Origin of the sequence: Methylobacter arcticus, assembly GCF_050917435.1 — a bacterium.
GTDB lineage: Bacteria > Pseudomonadota > Gammaproteobacteria > Methylococcales > Methylomonadaceae > Methylobacter_A > Methylobacter_A titanis.
The window spans coordinates 1,238,403-1,254,967 of record NZ_CP159583.1; the positions used below are offsets into that span (position 1 = coordinate 1,238,403).

Below are 16,565 nucleotides of genomic sequence, written 5' to 3' on the forward strand. Positions count from 1 at the left end.
GAGAACCAAATGAATGACAAACCGAAATTACTATCCGCCACCGCCACCGTGGATAAACGCGCCATCCTACCGCTGCCGAATTCCCGAAAAATCTATATCGAAGGATCGCGCCCCGATATTCAAGTAGCGATGCGCGAAATCAGCCAGTCGGATACCGCAGCTCCTTACGACGCGGAAAAGAACCCGCCGATTGTTGTCTATGACTGCTCCGGGCCGTACACCGACCTTCATGTCAGCATCGACATCAGCTCCGGCCTGCAAACGCCGCGCACGCCCTGGATTATTGATCGTGGCGACACCGAGGAGTTATCCGGCCCGAGTTCGGCTTACGGCATTGAGCGCATGAATGACCCAAATCTAGCCGAAATGCGTTTTAACCTCACACGCAAGCCGCGCCGCGCATTGCCAGGCAAAAATGTATCGCAGATGCACTACGCCCGGCAAGGCATTATCACGGCGGAGATGGAGTACGTCGCAATCCGCGAAAATATGCGGCGTAAGGAGTATCTGGAAGAATTAAAAACATCCGGTCCGACAGGCAAAAAAATGGCTGAATTAATGGGCCGCCAGCATCCAGGCCAGTCATTCGGCGCCAGTATCCCGGCCGAAATCACGCCTGAGTTTGTGCGCGAAGAAGTTGCTCGTGGCCGCGCCATCATCCCGCTCAACATCAACCATCCGGAAATCGAGCCGATGATTATCGGTCGCAATTTCCTGGTGAAAATCAATGCCAATATCGGTAACTCGGCCACCACCTCCAGCATCTGCGAGGAAGTCGATAAACTAACTTGGGCGATCCGTTGGGGTGCTGACAACGTGATGGACTTGTCCACCGGCAAACATATCCACGAGACGCGCGAATGGATTATCCGTAACTCCCCCGTGCCGATCGGCACCGTGCCGATTTACCAAGCGCTGGAAAAAGTCAACGGCAAGGCTGAAGACCTGACTTGGGAAATCTACCGCGACACGTTGATCGAGCAGGCTGAGCAGGGCGTCGATTACTTCACCATTCATGCCGGTGTCTTGCTCGCGTATGTGCCGCTGTGTGCCAATCGCATGACCGGAATCGTTTCGCGCGGCGGATCGATCATGGCCAAGTGGTGCATGGCACATAACCAGGAGTCGTTCCTGTACACCCATTTCGAAGACATCTGCGAGATCATGAAGGCGTATGACGTCAGCTTTAGTCTGGGTGATGGTCTGCGTCCCGGTTCGATTTTCGACGCCAACGACGAAGCGCAGTTCAGTGAATTAAAAACCTTGGGTGAGATGACCCAGATCGCATGGAAGCACGACGTGCAAGTCATGATCGAAGGACCCGGTCACGTGCCGATGCACATGATCAAAGAAAATATGGAATTGCAGTTGGACAAGTGCTACGAAGCACCGTTCTACACGCTTGGACCGCTGACTACTGACATCGCACCAGGCTATGACCACATCACTTCCGGCATCGGCGCGGCCATGATAGGCTGGTACGGCACCGCCATGCTGTGTTACGTCACGCCGAAGGAGCACCTCGGCCTGCCGAACAAAGATGACGTCAAGACGGGCGTCATTACGTACAAGATCGCGGCCCATGCGGCCGACCTTGCCAAGGGCCACCCCGGCGCTCAAATCCGCGACAACGCCTTGTCCAAGGCGCGCTTCGAGTTCCGTTGGGAAGACCAGTTCAATCTAGGTCTCGATCCGGACACGGCGCGCGAATTCCATGATGAAACGCTACCGCAGGAAGGCGCCAAGTCCGCACACTTTTGCGCGATGTGCGGCCCTCATTTCTGCTCGATGAAAATCTCACAGGACGTACGCATTTACACCGCTAACCTGGGCATTACGGAAATACAAGCCCAGAAACAGCAGATGGAAGACGAAGCGGTCGAGCTCATCGAGAGCGGTGTGGAAAGTTAGGAGGGAGTTAGCCATGTTGTCCCACCCAACTGCAGCGATCACCGTCGATGCCGAACTGTTCGCCCCCAGCGGCGCGCTGGCGGACACGCGCGGCCGGCTGTTGCGCGATCTGCGCATTTCGGTCATCGACCGCTGCAACTTCCGCTGCACCTACTGCATGCCCAAGTCAGTATTCGACAAGGACTATCAATTTTTACCGAAATCCGAACTATTGAGTTTTGAGGAAATAACGCGCATGACGCGCCTGTTCGCTGCGCACGGTGTCAATAAAATCCGCCTCACCGGCGGCGAGCCCCTGCTGCGCAAAAATCTCGAGGTTTTGATCGAGATGCTGGCCGCCCTCAAGACGCATGACGGCAAAGCACTGGATCTGACCCTCACCACCAACGCCTCGTTGCTGGCCAAAAAAGCCAAGGCACTCAAGGCCGCCGGCTTGCAGCGCGTCACCGTCTCGCTCGATTCGCTCGATGAGACTGTATTCCGCGCCATGAACGACGTTGATTTTTCGGTGGCTGATGTGCTCAAGGGCATAGCCGCTGCGCATGATGCGGGCTTTGCGCTCATTAAGATCAACATGGTGGTGAAGAAAGGCGTCAACGATCAGGACATCGTTGCGATGGCGCGGCGCTTCAAGGGTAGCGGCCACATCGTGCGCTTCATAGAATTCATGGACGTGGGCACGTCCAATGGCTGGCGCATGGACGATGTTGTGCCCTCGGCCGAGATCGTGCGCATGATCAGCGCCGAGATGCCACTCATCGAAGCCGAACCCAACTACACCGGTGAAGTCGCCGAGCGCTGGGCCTATGCGGATGGCAGCGGTGAAATCGGCGTTATCTCCAGCGTGACGCAAGCCTTTTGTTCCACTTGCACCCGGGCCCGGCTCTCGACCGAGGGCAAGCTATACACCTGCCTGTTCGCGCAGTCCGGTCATGATTTGCGCGCGCTCATGCGTTCGGGCAAAAGCGACGAGCAAATTGCCGCTGCCATAGGCTTGATCTGGAATCAGCGTGAAGACCGGTATTCTGAAATTCGCACAGAAGAAACTGCGCGAACGAAGAAAATCGAGATGTCTTATATCGGCGGCTGACAATTTCATGCGCACCAAATTTTAATTTTATGAATGAAGGATTGAAATGAGTGAGTGGATCACGGTAGCGCGGGCCGAAGAGATCGCGCCAGACGAGCGGCTGGTGATAAAAATGGGCGACGCGCAGGTCGTTGACCAGCGCGACCGTAACCAATGATATGCAACGTATCGATTTTTATTATTAGATGGGGTTCTAAGCCCAAAACCGCGTAATTTTCCCATTTCTTGTTAAATCAATGGGTTAGTTATGCTTTCTATTAACTAAAAGTTATTGATCCACTTGCAAAATTACCGACCGGAAAATGGGACAAGTTAATATCGGCTCCCGAAAAGCCTTTTTTGAACCAAGCAGGCCACCCGTAAGGATTCGATCTTGATTTGATGGTTAATGCACTGAGAACGTGATCTGTTTACCTGTCCTGGCTAACATGTCCACCAAAGCGTCAATTGTGAATTTGATAGATTTTTTGTTGATCAGGTCAGATACGCGCGGTCTTGTTATTCCCAGTATCTCGGCCGCTTTGGCTTGCTTCAGCTCTTTCTGGATTATCCACACGGAAATTTCATCCATCAATCTTTTTTTGATGGCAAGTTTTTCCGAGATGATTCGATTCGAATTCGCTTGTAACTCCGCAGCTTCTGCTGGCTCAAACCCTAGATCAGCAAAAACGTTGCCGTCGGCCGGGGTGATGTGCATGGATTTTGTCTCAATGCTCATTTCTTGCTCCTTTCTTGAACAAGGGCTTTGTAGCGAGCTGCTGCAACGGCCTTGTCATGTTTACTGGTTGTGTTTGTCTTTTTCTTGAAGCAGTGCAGCACAGAAACAGCTTCGGGAAATTTAGCGACATACATCACCCGGAACCATCCATCATCAAGATCGATAATGATTTCTTTCGTGCCAGCGCCGACATCATTAAAAGGCTTCCAATGATCGGGTTCAAGCCCCGCTTGTACCTGGCTAAGTTGATGACCGGCTTCTCGTCGAGCATTGGGGGTAAATAGGTTGTCGTCCTTAATATCTTCTAAAGAAGATCCACGCCAGTCAATGGGCTTTTGCTTCATATTGCTCCTCCTTGCATATTGTATCAAATTTTATACACATCAACACTTATTTGCTGGCCGCCAGGATTCGATAGACAGAAGCCTCACCAATTTTAAGTTGGCAGGCAATGTGCGTTTTTGCCATACCGCCTGCGGCAAGGCAAACAACTTCTTGACGTAGCTCATCTGTCAAAGGTTTTCGGCCTTTGTACTTCCCCGCTGCCTTCGCTTTAGCGACACCCTCCCGCTGTCGCTCCAGCATTATTTCTCGTTCGAATTGGGCGACACCGCCCAAGACGGTTAGCATCAGCTTGCCGGTTGGGGTCTGCGTATCCATACCCAGATTAAGAATGCGCAAGCCCACTGTCTTTTTCTCTAGCGTCTGAATAAGCGTCATGAGATCGGCTACTGATCGGGCGAGACGATCAAGCTTGGTGACCACCAATACATCACCCTCTCGCGTAAATTCTAATGCGGCTTCAAGCTGGGCACGGATGGCGACAGAGGAAACTTGTTCCTGAAATATTTTTTTGCACTGGGCGGCTTCTAGTTCTCGTATTTGCGCTTCAAGACCGGCTATTTGATCGATGGTCGAGGTTCTGGCATAGCCGATGATCATGTTTCGCTCACTAGGGTTTTAGATATTGTGATAGGGTACCTATCATAAATCTAAATACTATCTATTGGTAGGATTTTATGGCAGTTGCCGACTCCCTCACTAGACCAAGGCCTATTGAGAGGATGAATAGAGAATATTTTTTAGTAGCACGGCTAACTTTTAATATTTCGTGCTCTTGTCTTCTGAAAAAGACACGTCTTGCAACATTTCCAAAAAATCATCGCATGGAAAACTTTGAAGATACTCACATCCCACTAAGGCGTTCTGATAAGAGTAAACGCTTAACCGTTCTATCTGAAGCAGAGAAAGCCGCTCTATACGAATTACCTGATTTCGATGATTTTCAGCGCACCGAGTTCTTCGCAATGACTGAGCAAGAACACGCCATTGTATTCCGGCGTAATGGCCTTCGTGCGCAGGTTTATTGCCTTTTACAGATCGGATATTTTAAAGCGAAGCACACTTTTTTTCAGTTTACGTTGCAAGACGTACCTCGGGAAGACATCACCTTTGTGATGGAGCGGTATTTTCAGGGTATGGCATTGGCGGAACGCCCCATACCATCCAAAGAATATTATCTGCAACGCAACGTGATCGCGGAATTATTGGGCTATCGGCTTTGGTTAGAAAGCGATATGGCAACGCTATGGGATAAAGCTACTGAACTGGCGAGACAAGATGTCACGCCGACATTTATCCTGACCGAATTGATTGTCTTTTTAAACAACCAGAAAATTGTGCGCCCAGGGTATTCAACCCTACAAACCATCATTGGTGATGCCTTGACTTCCGAACGCAACCGTTTGGAGCAATTGATCGACGAAATTGTCGATGAATCCGCACGAACAGAGCTTAAAAAACTACTCATTCGCGAAGATACCTTGTCTGAATTGGCGGCCATCAAGCAAGATTCCAAGAACTTCAGTTACTCAATGATGGTGGTTGAGCGCCAGAAACGTGCAGCGCTGGAGCCTTTGTACCAGTTAGCGAAGGTACTGCTGCCTAAACTCGAAATTTCGCAGCAAAATAAAAATTACTACGCCAGTCTTGCCAACTTTTACAGCATCTATGACTTAAGGCGGTTGAAGCCTGGGCAAACCTATTTGTACCTGTTGTGCTACGCCTGGCAACGTTACCAGCAACTGAGCGATAACCTGGTCAGCTCATTTTGTTACCAGCTTAAAAAACTGGAAGAAAAAACCAAGGCTATATCGGAGCAGCAATTTACTCAGGCTCTGGCCAGCAAGCAGCAAGAGGCGCCACAAGTGGGTCGTCTGATTTTACTGTATGTCGATGAAGCGATAGACGATACTGCTTTATTCGGTACCGTACGCGATCAGGCATTTAACATCATGCCGAAGGATTCCCTAATCACAGCGGGGCAGCGATTATGCGAGAAAACACCCAGTCAAATGGCTTTACGCTGGGAGGCCGTCGATAAAGTCACCGCGCGGTGCAAGAAAAATTTGCGTCCGCTGGCGATGGCCACCCACTTTTCCAGCACCGAGACACAGAACCCTTGGCTAATGGCACTGAACTGGATGAAGGCAGTATTCTCCCGCCAACAAACTTTGGCGCAGCGGCCAGTGAGTGAAATTCCAACCGACACGATACCAAAACGCCTGCGCCCCCATCTGCTGGTATTGGACGAAGAAGGGAAAATCGCCAGTATTCGTGGCGACCGATACGAATTCTGGATTTATCGCCAAATCAGAAAACGCTTCGACATTAACGAACTGTATCTGAATGACAGTGTCGTCAATCGCCGTTTTAGTGATGATCTGGTTTCGATGGAGCAGAAGGCCGATATACTGAAGAAGTTGGACATCCCCTGGTTACGTCAGCCCTTGGATGAGTCAATTGACACGCTGTACACTGAACTCGGTCAGCAGTGGAAACTGTTCGACCGCGAGTTGCGACAAGGTAAACTAAAGCATCTGGAGTATGATGCGATTCGCAAGCATCTGACTTGGCGAAAGCCAAAGGTCAACAAAGACGAGGCTTTAAAGGTGGCTTTCTATGCCAAACTTCAAGCACATGGCATCGCGGATATTTTCCGATTTGTTAATAATCAGTGTCATTTTCTCTCTGCGTTAACGCCGTTACAACCGCGTTATGCCAAGAAGATAGCCGATGAGGATAGCTTAATGGCCGTTATTATTGCTCAGGCTCTGAACCACGGCAACCTGAGCATGGCCGAAACTAGCGATATGCCTTATCACGTCCTGGAAGCCACCTATCAGCAATATTTACGACTATCAACATTGAAAGCCAGCAATGATCGGATCAGCAATTTCATTTCGGAATTAAGCATCTTTCCCTATTATTCATTCGGACTGGAAAGCCTCTATGGCAGTGTTGATGGGCAAAAGCTCGAAATGGGAACACCTACCCTCAAAGCGCGTCATTCTAAAAAATACTTTAGAAAGGGCAAAGGCGTTGTCGCCTATACGCTGCTCGCCAATCATATCGCTTTGCAAACAGAATTGATCGGGGCGCATGAACATGAAAGCCATTTTTTATTCGATATTTGCTACAACAATACCTCGAACGTCATGCCAACGGCCATCACTGGCGACATGCACAGCATTAATAAGGCCAATTTCGCTATCTTGCACTGGTTCGGCATGAAACTAATGCCTCGATTCGTAAACCTTCAAGATCAACTGAAACACCTATACTGTGCCGATGATATGGCAAACTACGAAAAGTTTTTGATTCCTCCTGCCGGACAGATTAACCGCTCTTTGATTGAATCCGATCAAGCCCACATTGACCCAATCGTAGCCACGTTGGGCCTTAAGGAAATGACCCAAAGCACATTGATCAGGAAATTATGCGCGTTACCTCCACAAAATCGAACACGGAAGGCTATCTTCGAGTTCGACAAGTTGGTGCGCAGCATTTACACCTTAAAGTATTTGCGTGATCCTCAGATAGAGCGTGATGTACACCGCTCGCAAAATCGCATTGAATCCTATCACCAATTGCGCTCATATACATCCCAAGTCAGCGGCAAAAAACAACTCATCGGCAGAACTGATTTGGAAGCCGCCATCACCAATCAGTGCGGCAGGCTAATCGCCAATGTGGTAATTGCCTATAATTCGATCATGTTATCGCTGCTGTTCGACAAGTATAAAGCCGCCGGAAACGAGAAAGTGATTGCGTTACTCCAAAAGATTTCCCGGGTGGCTTGGCAACATATCCACTTCTTAGGCCACTATGACTTTAGAAATAATCATAATCCAATCGACTTTGAAGAGATTTTAGCTCGCATAACATTTGACTAACCCATTGATTTAACAAGAAATGGGAAAATTACGCGGTTTTGGGCTTAGAACCCCTGTTACAAGTTAAAATTGAAAAAGGTGATCTGATCCTGATCAAAAAACTGGATCGCTTGGGTCGAGATACGGCGGCTCGCGACTAATCACGTGAAATTACGCTCAAGCCTTTTTGACGAAGTTCAATAATCTTGCTGGCAATCCGATTGAACAAGGCCGGAGGCAATAAACCGTAATCGTACTTCCCAATTTTTCCTGATATAGATCGAAGGTCATATCCAGGCCATAAAAACTCATTGAAATCGTCAAGAATAATCCATGACCGTTCCCCATCGAGTCCTAGATACTGTTTTACCCTTGGTGGAATCTCAACTGCGACAGCCAAATTATTAGGCGGTGTGTGAGTAATAGGAGCAACGGTGACTGTTTGGCTATCATTATCGTTTTTGACGACCAGAATAATGGCGCATGGTCTATTTTTTACGCCCTCTATTTTTCCAGCTTTGTATTCATTTCTCCATAGATAAGAATAGGAAATAACAAGCCCACATTCCGGTTCTGGTAGCGCCATAACTTCTCAATTTATTGGTTTACTTAATCCATTAAGGCGTTCAAATGATCATGCGCTGGATTCATTTGTACTTTAGCAATCGCAGCAACAGTTTCTTCCGGTAGTTCACTAATATGATAAGCGTGTCGTGTGTGGGCTTTGAGAAGCATATATTCACGATATTCATGTTCAGAAACGAAATATCCGCTCGTTCGCCCATGACTTGTAATCGCGATTACCTCTCTTTGCACTCGCTCTTTGTATTGTCCAAAATTTTTTACAAATTCGGTTGCTGGGACTTCTAGCATGACACACCTCTAATACATAATATGCGTATATTACAGAAAATACGCATTTTGTCAATTGTTATGTTCTTTTCCATTTATGGTCAGGGTTGCATCCGAAACCGGTTGGGCTCGCATTTGGGGTGCGTTTAAATGCACCCAAGATGATCCACTAAGTCAAACAAATCCGTTTGGTTGACGTTTTTCTTACGCTTCCTCATTTTTAACCACTGACCTATTTCGCCAGCTTGGACCATTCTCACAACATGCTTTCGCTTCTTCCAGCGTACCAAATGCGCCCCATGATGTAGGGCGATCCCATGCACCCCCGTCAAGGCAATGGACGCGATAAGCTGTTCCAGATGGGAAGTGCTTAAACCAAGATTCCTTTCTTTCCTGAATGTCCGGCGTCAACTATCCTGTCCGGGTGACGACAATTACCTTGGCCGGTTTTAGTTGAAAAAATTTTGATTATTTCTTTAAGCTCTGTTTTTTTCGATAACTTTCTCCTTCTATTTCAATAATAGTTGCATGGTGGATAATGCGATCAATAGCCGCAACGGTCATCATGGTATCTGGAAAGATCTGGTCCCATTGGCTAAAAGGTTGATTAGAGGTGATGATTAAGCTGCCACTTTCATAACGATGAGCGATGAATTCAAATAAGACCTGGGTTTCAGCATCGGTTTTTTTAACATAGCCAATATCATCAATAACCAGAACCTGATATTTATCCAGCCGCGTCATTGCAGTCATTAAATCCAGATCCCGCTTGGCTTGTTGTAGGCTTTGAACGAGTGCGGTGGCTGAGAACCATTTAACGCGAACTTCCCGTTCTATTAATTGAGCGGCGAGTGCTGCCGCTATATGCGATTTACCAACCCCCGATGGCCCGATCAGCAAGACGTTTCCGGCATGGTGAGCCTAGTCAGTCTGATCTTTCAGCGCAATTATCTGCTGTTGTACGGATGCGCTGATTTCTGTCAGATTCAAGTTGGCAAAGCTTTTCCCCGCAGGCAAGCTGGCTTCTCGTGTCCAACGTTGCACACGTTTCTGATAACGATCCGCCACTTCCTGTTCACAAAGTCCCGATAAATAGCGGACATGACCATAACCTTGTTCAATAGCCGGCTCTTGATGGCGTTGATAATGCCGACTAAAGGCAGGCAGTTTGAGTTCTTTGGGGTACGACAACGATTCCTTCATTTTTGGGCCATAAGGAATTTCAGTCTCTAATGACCTGCATATTCTTCCTCAAATCTGCCAATGTTTACGGTTTAAACCAGCTGCTCATCCTGATTCGAACGAGTCACTTGAATTTACTCAAAAGCGGTCATTCATACTGAGCAAATTAAGGGATAATCAACCGACAAAAACCGACCCGCAGGAGTCACTGAGATCATATTTTTGAATGGCAGCATACTCGCGCAAAGCGGCCAGTCGATTTTAGTGAATCAACTAGTATTAGTTGACCAACGGACAGACATGAATCTATCAAAATTGTAAAATGGTGGACTACTGGATGATCACAAATTGCCACCAATATCTTCTCTGAGTCGTTTGGAGACTAACTGCGACTAATGAGTCGGCTATATGAACAACTCCTTAGTTCCTGCGTTAACGTTTTGAGACTCCAGTCAGAGTTCTTTTCGGCCAAAAAACTTGGCTTTTAATTCAAATAATGAATAGCCCTTTGCGCTTGAATCGTCGGTCTTTTGGGGCTGATTAACTTTTTCTCGGCTTCTTTTTAATCGCAATAACATATTATTTCTATAAGCTGGTAATGCTATCTGGTTCCAATATGGGAATTATGCAAGTAGGGGATACTCAATGTTAATTATTGAATGGATTCCATAAAACATAAGACGTTATCTTTTTGCGAGTTACCAAAAATACTTGGTTTTTAGCTGCATAAATATCTAGCCCAATCCTCAGCGGTATCAACATCCCATTGCCTGGCAAGTTCATGGAGTGAGATTGAAGCGTGCCTGGCTCTGCGCCGGGTTTCTTCCATTACCTTTTCGCTGCCCCAGACCATGTCTTCAAATAAGGCAGGTTGCGGGACGTTTAGGCCGATTAACACATAGCCGCCGTCTTCGGCGGGGGCTATGACGGCATCCTGGCCGTTTTGGAGTGCTGTCAGGGCTTGCTGTAAATCATCAACCGTCAGGCTTGGACAATCGCAGCCGATCAGGAGCGCATGACGATACTGCGACAGGGCGTCACGAAAGGCATTCAGCATTCTTTCTCCTAGATCAGCACCACGCTGCGTTGACAGCAGCAACGGATAATCGTTGGCGCATTGCTCGAAAAACGAATGGTTGGTATCAGGGGCGCAGTAAAGCTGAACCGCGCATAACGGCCGTTGAAAAGCGCGATCCATCGTCAAGCGTGTCAGATGCCGGTGCGCGACGGCGGCCTGGAGGGCGGTCAGCTCTGGTTGTAGCCGAGTTTTGACCTGGCCGGCTACCGGTGCTATGCAAAAGATCAGCAGTACGCTGTCGGGAAAAAAAGTGGTCATAGCTTAACGAAACGTACAAATATTTTCATCAGGATCTCCGGTAATAGTGGGCTACCAGATCGTTGGGATCGGCGCCAAAAAAATATCTGAGCCGTAGCCACCACATCAACAAGATGGTTTTGAATATTCCATGTTGCTGCCAGCGCCGTGCCGAGGTGACGACCTTGGCTGTCAGGCAACACGGTCTGCCCAACTTTTTTAGACTTGCACTGACAGCAATATCTTCCATCAACGCGATGTCAGGAAAACCGGCAACGGCATGAAAAGCTTGGCGGGTCATGAACAAGGCCTGGTCGCCGGTGGCGATGCCGGTCAGTCGGGAACGCCGGTTCATCATAAAAGCGATCAACCTGAAAACAGGCTGCGGACTATCAAAGTTGACATCGAATCGCCCCCATTGGTAACCCTCGGCAGCCGCCTGCAATATCAGGCTTACGGCGTTATCCGATAAATGGGTGTCGGCGTGTAAAAACAACAGCACCTCGGCTTGCGCCCCCGCCGCGCCGCAATTCATCTGCCGGGCTCGACCGCGAGGGCTGTGTAAGACTTGATCGACCAGCGGTTTGGCGATTTTTGCACTATTGTCATCACTGCCGCCATCAACCAGCAGCAATTGGCAACAATTTCGCAACGCTTGCAGCCTGACGACAAGGTGTTCGGCCTCGTTGACGACAGGGATGATAATACTTAGTTGGGGCTTCATCTATAAAGCACCGCCGCAACTGCTGCCTTGTCCTGCCGTACAACCATAGCAATGTGCCGCAGTCGCAATCGCAGCGCCGCTCAAGGCTTCCAGTGTTAGATCGGCGATATGTACACGCGGCTTGGCTATCGCTCCCAGCGGTAGGGACAGCATTTGGTTGAAGTCGCAATCGTAAACAAAACCCTGCCAATCGATGCTCAACGTATTTAGGCACATCAGCTGGGCGAGGTTGTCCTCACGAAAACTGCTGCGCAATAAGTTTAGGTACCCGTCAAACCGTCCCTGACTGACCAGCATGCTGCCGAAACGCTTTATCGGCATATTGACGATAGCATAGAGCTTATTAAAGACGATGCCGTAATGCTGTAGCAAATGCTGTTTGTAGGCCTGTTCCAGGGTTTGTTGATCTGGCGGCAGTACCGCATCTTGCGGGTTGAAAACCAGATTAAGCTGCAACAGGCTGTCTGGCTGACCATAACCCATGCGGTTCAGGCGCTGCAAAGCGGCCAGACTGTCCTTGAATACGCCTTTACCGCGCTGTTTATCGACATTTTCTTCCAGATAACAGGGCAGTGAGGCGGTGATTTCCACCTGCTGTTCGGTCAGAAACTCTGCCAAGCCCACATAACGCTGATCTTCCAGTATGGTCAGATTGCAGCGATCGATGACCTTGATCCCCAGGTTTCGTGCCACTTTCACCAGATAGTGAAAATGCGGGTGCATTTCTGGTGCTCCGCCAGTTAAGTCCAGGGTATGAATATTGGCCGCTTGAGCCAATGCCAGCACCTGTTCAACCGTTTCCAGACTCATCATCTCGGTGCGCTTAGGTCCGGCGTTGACATGGCAATGTACGCAACTTAAGTTACAGAGATAACCCAGATTGACTTGCAGAATTTCCAGCGGTTTGCGAAAAATGGCCGGAAAATCGCTGTTGGCCAGTAGTGGTCGAGTATCGTGCATTGTTAATCCTTGGATTAGCGATGGACAGGCTGCCGTTGTGATTTAAGCCAAGCGTCAAGGCTTAACTGACCGCTGCCGCTCAATACCAGCGAAACCAACATCAGCAGATACATCAGCGGCAGTTTGTAATTGCCGTAACCCTGATCGGTAATGGCGTAGCCTTTCCACAGCTCGGCAATACCGTGCCATTCGGTCGGCCAATGTACAGCGGCAATCGCCACAACAGTCAACAGTATTAACGCCAAGCTGAAAAAACGGGTCGCCAAGCCCAGAATCAGTACGACAGGCGCAATCATTTCCAGGCCGGTAGCCAATGTCCAACTGACGTCGGCAGGCAACAGGTTCACCGGAAATGGAAACGTCAAATCGGCAAACCAGTTGTCGCCGTTAAGTTTTTCCAGCCCGGCTTCGCCGAACTCATAAGCCAGTAGCGCCCTCAGAAATAATGGTGCCCAGCCTTGTGCATTGCTATCGAACCACTGGGACAGTTCACCAGGAAAAGCGCAGACGCGACTGATCGTCGAAGAAATAGCGCAAGCGGCGCAGCTAGTGTCGGATAAAGAATGATCGTTCATAGTGAAGGTATATTTTAAAATAGTTAATTGGTGTTGATACCGATAATCGCACCCTGGCGATACAAATCGGCCAGAATGTCTTTCCCAAACAACATCAAATTAAATAGCTCTGAAGGTGTTAAATTTTTGCCCAACTCTTGCAGCGCTTGCTTTGCCGTGTACTGGTTTTGCAACTGGAACACCAGACTGGCGGTCGCCGGATTGAGGGCGATAAACTGTACTTGGTCGGCCGCATCGCGGAATCCAAGAATATGTGTGGCTACCGATGGGGGTTCTTTAGTCTGATATGCCGGGTTGATTTGTTGCACCGGCCAAACGTAATGCAGCAGCTTTATTACCGGCGCGAACACCAGCACCGCTTCCATTAATTGTTTATCAGACAGTGTTTCAGTCACCATCGGCGCTACCTCGGCAATCGATAGCACCAGTTCTATCCATTCAAAATGCGCCAGTTCAGGCAGAAAGGGCGAATCGTCTGTAACCTGACGTTCGTTTTGCAGATATTGCACAAACTCGTCGGGGATTTGCCGGTAATAAGGCGACAGGCAACGATGTTCGGCGATAAAGTCTTTAAGCAATTGCTGCCAAGCTGTTTCACCCAAAATCGCATTCGTGACCGGAAAACACGTTGTTAGACTGTCATTGAATTTGTTGTACAGCAAATCAACATAAATCGCAGCACCTTGCTGATCAAAGCCTGTAGGTAAAGGCTGTTGCTCGGGGTTACGCAAATGCGCTAAAAATTGCCGTTGCAATTCTTGAAACGCGGGTATGCTAGTCATGAGTTTCTCCATAACGCTGTTGCAACGCGGCAATATGCTCAACTTCCACTAATAAATCAGCTAACGGCGGCATATTAAAATCCCGTTCCAATAAAGTGGGAAACACGCCAAAAGTCTGATAAGCGAGCTCCAATAATTGCCAAACAGGATCGCAAGTCGTTTGGCCGTGCGTGTCAATAATCATTCCCGACTTATCGTGATCATGCCCGGCAACATGCCCATAAACAATCCGTTCACCCGGCAAACTTTTTAAAAAGGCGGCGGCATCGTAGTTGTGGTTAAGGCTATTGACGTAAATGTTGTTCACGTCCAAATGGAAAGGGCAATCGGCTTCTTCCAACACGGCGTTAATGAAAGCCATTTCGTCCATTTCCGCTAACGGAGGTTTGACGTAGTAAGAGGCATTTTCCAGCGCAATCGGGCGTTCAAGAATATCTTGCGCAAGACGCATCCGTCCGGCAACATGATGTACCGCTTCCTCGGTAAAGGGGATAGGATAAAGGTCGTAGTGATGGCGGTCATCACTGCAAAAACTCAGGTGTTCTGTGTAAAGCGCGATTGTGTGCTCATCAAGAAAAGCTTTCATGCGCTTTAAAAAAGCTATATCCAATGGCGCAGGGCCACCTATAGATAACGAAAGACCATGGGCCACAAAGGTATGACGCTCCGTATAAGCGCGAAAAACCTTGCCCAATCTGCCGCCTATATCTATCCAGTTTTCGGGCGATACTTCAAAAAATTTAATCACCTCGGGAACGCCCGATTCCAGCGGCGGTAAAAGCTCTCGCCGGAGCCCTAAGCCCGCTCCATTGATAGTAAAAGTTTTCACTTGTGCTCCTCTTGTGATCTTTAGGTTTTGTCCTTACTCGATGTTTTTAACACGAAAAAGCTGTCCAAAAACATTATCGGACAGCTTTAAAGAGGTATTACATCTTGCCGCTACAACCGCCTTCTTTCATCTTGTCACTGCATCCGCCTTCTTTCATTTTTTCTTCCGGCTTTGCTGCGCCGCTACAGCCGCCTTCTTTCATTTTCATTTTATTGGCACCGCATTTGCCTTCGCCGCACTTGCCTTCTTTCATTTTTTTGCCGCTACAAGCGCCTTCAAGCATCTTTGTATCAGCTGCCGCCAGTTGTTGCGAGGTGTTGATGCTGGACATCGCAAACGGATTTTCACCTGCCTGGATGGTGGGTGCCGCACTTAATAAAGCCGTAGCAATCGCACTGCCCAAAGTTAAAGATAAGGTTTTTTTGTTCATAAGAGATGCTCCAAAAGTGATTGATGAATGTCAGGAGAGTTATAACGACACACGCCGCAATGCTTTCCTACCTCATCAGTCGCGGACGATCCGGATTCCTTACAAACTTTTTTCAATCGCACAAATTGCTCAGGCTATTTAATCGATTTGTAAGGAATTCGATTTTATTTCGACTCATCCATGATTAGCAGAGAAAGGCACTGCTTTGCCCGGCTGCTATCGATGACATAACTGGGTTTAACTATTTTTAGATACTTGGACTTGTTTAAGGAAAGCATTGAATGAATTTGTTAACGAACAATTGGCATATCTTGTTAGGCTCGCCATGGTCGTATTTAGCGCTGATATCGGCTGCTATTATCTGCGGAACGATAGTGGGTGCCGAGCGTGAAAAAAAAGTTAAGCCGGCCGGTTTGCGGGCGATGATCCTGATCACGCTGGGCTCGGCTTTGTTCACGATGGTTTCAGGTCTTTTTGCCGATGACGGCGGTGACAAGAGCCGCATCGCCGCACAAATCGTCTCCGGCATCGGTTTTTTAGGCGCAGGTGCTATTATGCATGATTCCGTCCGCATCCGAGGCTTGACGACCGCCGCGATGATCTGGGTGATGGCGGCTATAGGTATGTTGTGCGGGGCTGGATACGGAGGCCCTGCTGTGGCATTGACTTTCGCCCTGTCCTTGTTATTGCATCTGTTGACGCGCATCGAAAACCGCTATCTGGGTCCCTGTTTTCAGACCCAGGTCACTTTAGTGTTCGATGATCAGGGCGGCAGAACCAGCGTTAAGATCGATGCGATTCTGGAGGATTATAAAGTCATGACTGGCACGATTAAAAAAAACGATGTACAAAACGGTCTGACCGAAATGACATTGAATTACTGCAACGCCCACAAGCACCATAAAGCCTTTCTGCTGAAATTTGCTGAAATGCCGGAAATTAAAGCCATCTTCCGGAAAAAAGGACATGACGAATAATGTTTA

Annotated in this window: 16 protein-coding genes and 1 pseudogene; 4 read left to right on the plus strand and 13 right to left on the minus strand. The window is 48.5% G+C overall.

Going from position 1 to position 16,565, the window contains the following annotated elements:
* The first annotated feature begins 9 nt into the window (after positions 1–9).
* Both thiC and moaA read left to right on the plus strand, forming a co-directional pair.
* Complete coding sequence (gene thiC / locus ABXJ76_RS06100; protein ID WP_432745149.1) at positions 10–1,911, plus strand: phosphomethylpyrimidine synthase ThiC; 1,902 nt, start codon at positions 10–12, stop codon at positions 1,909–1,911.
* A gap of 13 nt (positions 1,912–1,924) precedes the next feature.
* A complete protein-coding gene (gene moaA / locus ABXJ76_RS06105) occupies positions 1,925–3,001 on the plus strand; it encodes a GTP 3',8-cyclase MoaA (RefSeq protein WP_432745151.1) in 1,077 nt (358 codons plus the stop codon).
* Positions 3,002–3,386: 385 nt separating this feature from the next.
* Here the strand turns inward: moaA and ABXJ76_RS06110 are convergent, their stop codons facing one another.
* Genes ABXJ76_RS06110 through ABXJ76_RS06120 form a run of 3 tightly spaced genes read right to left on the minus strand, consistent with a single transcriptional unit; the run spans position 3,387 to position 4,661 of the window.
* Positions 3,387–3,719: a helix-turn-helix domain-containing protein gene (locus tag ABXJ76_RS06110; protein ID WP_432745154.1), complete on the minus strand. Its 333-nt coding sequence runs from the start codon at positions 3,717–3,719 to the stop codon at positions 3,387–3,389.
* Positions 3,716–4,063 (minus strand): type II toxin-antitoxin system RelE/ParE family toxin, encoded by a 348-nt coding sequence (locus ABXJ76_RS06115; protein ID WP_432745156.1) that lies wholly within the window; start codon positions 4,061–4,063, stop codon positions 3,716–3,718. The genes ABXJ76_RS06110 and ABXJ76_RS06115 overlap by 4 nt, the downstream gene beginning before the upstream one ends.
* 46 nt (positions 4,064–4,109) lie before the next feature.
* Positions 4,110–4,661, minus strand: a complete 552-nt coding sequence (locus ABXJ76_RS06120; RefSeq protein ID WP_432745159.1) for a recombinase family protein — start codon at positions 4,659–4,661, stop codon at positions 4,110–4,112.
* A gap of 224 nt (positions 4,662–4,885) precedes the next feature.
* Between ABXJ76_RS06120 and ABXJ76_RS06125 the strand changes: the two genes are divergently transcribed.
* Positions 4,886–7,954 (plus strand): Tn3 family transposase, encoded by a 3,069-nt coding sequence (locus ABXJ76_RS06125; RefSeq protein WP_432745162.1) that lies wholly within the window; start codon positions 4,886–4,888, stop codon positions 7,952–7,954.
* A 136-nt stretch (positions 7,955–8,090) separates the two neighbouring features.
* Here the strand turns inward: ABXJ76_RS06125 and ABXJ76_RS06130 are convergent, their stop codons facing one another.
* The 10 genes and pseudogenes from ABXJ76_RS06130 to ABXJ76_RS06175 all read right to left on the minus strand — a co-directional run bounded on the left by ABXJ76_RS06130 (position 8,091) and on the right by ABXJ76_RS06175 (position 15,582).
* Positions 8,091–8,519, minus strand: a complete 429-nt coding sequence (locus ABXJ76_RS06130) for a growth inhibitor PemK (RefSeq protein ID WP_432745164.1) — start codon at positions 8,517–8,519, stop codon at positions 8,091–8,093.
* A 23-nt stretch (positions 8,520–8,542) separates the two neighbouring features.
* Positions 8,543–8,806 (minus strand): type II toxin-antitoxin system Phd/YefM family antitoxin, encoded by a 264-nt coding sequence (locus ABXJ76_RS06135; RefSeq protein WP_432745165.1) that lies wholly within the window; start codon positions 8,804–8,806, stop codon positions 8,543–8,545.
* 447 nt (positions 8,807–9,253) lie between these two features.
* Positions 9,254–9,988 (minus strand): annotated as a pseudogene (gene istB / locus ABXJ76_RS06140) (IS21-like element helper ATPase IstB).
* Positions 9,989–10,685: 697 nt separating this feature from the next.
* Entirely contained in the window at positions 10,686–11,303 is a 618-nt protein-coding gene (locus tag ABXJ76_RS06145; RefSeq protein ID WP_432745168.1) for a TIGR04282 family arsenosugar biosynthesis glycosyltransferase, read from the minus strand.
* 28 nt (positions 11,304–11,331) lie between these two features.
* The gene (locus ABXJ76_RS06150) at positions 11,332–12,006 is read right to left on the minus strand and encodes a TIGR04283 family arsenosugar biosynthesis glycosyltransferase (protein ID WP_432745170.1); all 675 of its coding nucleotides are present in this window, start codon (positions 12,004–12,006) and stop codon (positions 11,332–11,334) included.
* The gene (gene arsS / locus ABXJ76_RS06155) at positions 12,007–12,966 is read right to left on the minus strand and encodes an arsenosugar biosynthesis radical SAM (seleno)protein ArsS (protein ID WP_432745173.1); all 960 of its coding nucleotides are present in this window, start codon (positions 12,964–12,966) and stop codon (positions 12,007–12,009) included.
* A 14-nt stretch (positions 12,967–12,980) separates the two neighbouring features.
* Complete coding sequence (locus tag ABXJ76_RS06160) at positions 12,981–13,541, minus strand: HvfX family Cu-binding RiPP maturation protein (protein WP_432745176.1); 561 nt, start codon at positions 13,539–13,541, stop codon at positions 12,981–12,983.
* 23 nt (positions 13,542–13,564) lie between these two features.
* On the minus strand, positions 13,565–14,323 hold the full coding sequence (locus tag ABXJ76_RS06165; protein WP_432745178.1) for an HvfC family RiPP maturation protein: 759 nt from the start codon (positions 14,321–14,323) through the stop codon (positions 13,565–13,567).
* Positions 14,316–15,152 carry an HvfB family MNIO-type RiPP peptide maturase gene (locus tag ABXJ76_RS06170; RefSeq protein WP_432745180.1) on the minus strand — a complete coding sequence of 279 codons (837 nt, stop codon included), beginning with the start codon at positions 15,150–15,152 and terminating at the stop codon, positions 14,316–14,318. The genes ABXJ76_RS06165 and ABXJ76_RS06170 overlap by 8 nt, the downstream gene beginning before the upstream one ends.
* 97 nt (positions 15,153–15,249) lie before the next feature.
* Entirely contained in the window at positions 15,250–15,582 is a 333-nt protein-coding gene (locus ABXJ76_RS06175; protein WP_432745182.1) for an HvfA family oxazolone/thioamide-modified RiPP metallophore, read from the minus strand.
* 281 nt (positions 15,583–15,863) lie between these two features.
* Between ABXJ76_RS06175 and ABXJ76_RS06180 the strand changes: the two genes are divergently transcribed.
* Positions 15,864–16,559: an MgtC/SapB family protein gene (locus tag ABXJ76_RS06180; RefSeq protein ID WP_432745185.1), complete on the plus strand. Its 696-nt coding sequence runs from the start codon at positions 15,864–15,866 to the stop codon at positions 16,557–16,559.
* The last annotated feature ends 6 nt before the right edge of the window (positions 16,560–16,565 follow it).